Origin of the sequence: Mesorhizobium sp. M1A.F.Ca.IN.020.04.1.1, assembly GCF_003997315.1 — a bacterium.
GTDB lineage: Bacteria > Pseudomonadota > Alphaproteobacteria > Rhizobiales > Rhizobiaceae > Mesorhizobium.
In genome coordinates, this window is record NZ_RZSN01000344.1 from 1 (window position 1) to 2,222 (window position 2,222).

A 2,222-nucleotide genomic window follows, 5' to 3' on the forward strand; every position below is an offset into this window, starting at 1 on the left:
GCTTGGCGATGGCTGGGCCCTTTGCCATTTCCGTGGTCAGCAGCGGGTAGTTCAGGCCCAGCACGTCGAGATGCGCCCGGCGCACGGCGCGGTGCTTGTGCGGCATCGCGGTCAAAAGCACGATCTCGGCGCGCTGTCCGAGCGACGCCAGCGCCTCCGCGGCGCCGTCGGTGATGCTTTGCCAATCGGCCTGGGCATCGAAGAAATCGTCGAGAAGCGCCGTCACTTCCGCCTGCTCGATCAGCCGGCCGGACGCCATCTCGGCGATGTTGCCGGTGAGCCGGAAGGAGGCGAGAGTCAGCCCGAAGCCGCGCGACTTCAGGTAGCGCGGGAAGGGCCGGATGAATTCGAGCACGACATCATCGACATCGAGCACCAGCAGCGGCCGGTCGTCGGCCGCCAACTCCTCGATCTGGCGCGCGGTTTCGGGATCGTCGCTCATGTCGAGCGCTCATGATCGTCGTTGCCGAGCGGCAGCTCCCGCAAAGCCTTGCCGACGGCAGCCGGTGGCGTGCCCGTTTCCTCGGCAAAGCGCAAAAGCGTCGGCTCGTGGGCGAGGATGAACTGCAGCACGCCGGCAAGGAAGCCCGGCTCCGCGGCAGCGTGGCGGATCGACCGCGCCTCGATGCCGGTTATCGCCAGGAAGCGAGGCAACAGCTTCGGATCGCCGGCGACGAAGCCAAGCGCCCTGACGGCAAGGGTTTCCGCCTCCTCGCGCATTGACGCTGCGTTCGTCATCATTACCTTTTGCCGATGTGCATGTTGAGTCTTTCTTCCGCAGTAATGGCAAGCGTCGCTTGCGGCAAGTCTCAGCCGCTTCAGCCCTGCAGCCGCAAGTGGAATGGGTGTGCTTTTCCAACGGCAGGTTTGCGTTTCGTCAATCATATTGACGTAGGGTACAGGCGGGTTGGGTGCGATCCGGCAAGGACGCATGACGGCGGTCTTCGGCTCAGGGGACCGTCGGGACGGGAAATTGATGGCTAAGAAGGTCATGATCGTCGAGGACAATGAGCTCAACATGAAGCTCTTTCGGGACCTCATCGAAGCCAGCGGTTACGAAACGGTCCGGACGCGCAACGGCCTGGAGGCGCTGGATCTCGCGCGCCAGCACCGGCCGGACCTGATCCTGATGGACATCCAACTGCCCGAGGTTTCTGGCCTGGAAGTGACCAAGTGGCTGAAGGAAGACGACGAATTGCACTCGATCCCGGTCATCGCCGTCACCGCCTTCGCGATGAAGGGCGACGAGGAGCGCATCCGCCAGGGTGGCTGTGAGGCCTATATTTCCAAACCAATCTCGGTGCCGCGCTTCATCGAAACGATCAAATCCTATCTGGGCGATGCCTGAGCCGGAGCCTTTGAGATGACCGCGCGGATCCTCGTCGTCGATGACATCCCCGCCAATGTGCGGCTGCTGGAGGTTCGGCTGCTGGCCGAATATTTCGAGGTGCTGACGGCCGGCAACGGCCCGGATGCGATCGAGACCTGCGAAAACGGCAAGGTCGATGTCGTGCTGCTCGACGTGATGATGCCGGGCATGGACGGCTTCGAGGTCTGCAAGCGGCTGAAGAGCGACCCGGCGACCTCGCATATTCCGGTTGTCATGATCACCGCGCTCGACCAGGTATCGGACCGGGTGCGCGGCCTTGAGGCGGGCGCCGACGATTTCCTCACCAAGCCGGTCAATGATCTGCAACTGATGACGCGGGTGAAGAGCCTGGTCAGGCTGAAGTCGCTGACCGACGAATTGCGGCTGCGCGCCTCGACTACGCGCAACATCGGCATCGAAGAGCTGCTCAGCCGCAACTTCGCGACGGAAGACACCAAGCCCAAGGTGCTTCTGGTGGACGAGCGCAAGTCGTCTATCGAGCGTATCCAGAAGATGCTTCGCGGCAGCGCCGATCTCGACGTCGCCACCGATCCGAATGCCGGATTCTTCCAGGCCGCCGAGACCGCCTATGAATGCGTGCTGATCTCGACGGCCTTCGCCGATTTCGATGCGCTCCGGCTTTGCTCGCAACTGCGCTCGCTCGACCGCACCCGCTTCCTGCCGATCATGCTCTTGGCCGATGAGGGCGAGGAGGGCCGCATCATCCGCGGCCTCGAACTCGGCATCAACGACTATCTGACGCGGCCGATCGATCAGCACGAGCTGACGGCCCGGCTGCGCACGCAGGTGCGGCGCAAGCGCTATAACGATCAGCTGCGCGCCAGCGTCACCC

At 63.4% G+C, this 2,222-nt stretch carries 4 protein-coding genes; 2 read left to right on the forward strand and 2 right to left on the reverse strand.

Annotation, left to right across the window (positions count from 1 at the left end; translation table 11 throughout):
• Both EOA49_RS31620 and EOA49_RS31625 read right to left on the reverse strand, forming a co-directional pair.
• Positions 1 to 442: hypothetical protein (locus tag EOA49_RS31620; protein WP_127243584.1), on the reverse strand; the 442-nt coding region annotated here is incomplete at its 3' end.
• Positions 439 to 738 carry a DUF3572 domain-containing protein gene (locus EOA49_RS31625; RefSeq protein WP_127241284.1) on the reverse strand — a complete coding sequence of 100 codons (300 nt, stop codon included), beginning with the start codon at positions 736 to 738 and terminating at the stop codon, positions 439 to 441. The genes EOA49_RS31620 and EOA49_RS31625, both read right to left, overlap by 4 nt.
• A gap of 238 nt (positions 739 to 976) precedes the next feature.
• Between EOA49_RS31625 and EOA49_RS31630 the strand changes: the two genes are divergently transcribed.
• Together EOA49_RS31630 and EOA49_RS31635 are read left to right on the forward strand one after the other, a co-directional pair.
• A complete protein-coding gene (locus EOA49_RS31630) occupies positions 977 to 1,348 on the forward strand; it encodes a response regulator (protein WP_027166515.1) in 372 nt (123 codons plus the stop codon).
• A gap of 15 nt (positions 1,349 to 1,363) precedes the next feature.
• The coding region (locus tag EOA49_RS31635) for a response regulator (protein WP_127243585.1) at positions 1,364 to 2,222 on the forward strand (859 nt) is incomplete at its 3' end.

Coding starts and splice junctions, on each gene's coding strand:
- EOA49_RS31625 (WP_127241284.1), bottom strand. CDS start 738: ATGACGAACGCAGCGTCAATGCGCGAGGAGGCGGAAACCCTTGCCGTC.
- EOA49_RS31630 (WP_027166515.1), top strand. CDS start 977: ATGGCTAAGAAGGTCATGATCGTCGAGGACAATGAGCTCAACATGAAG.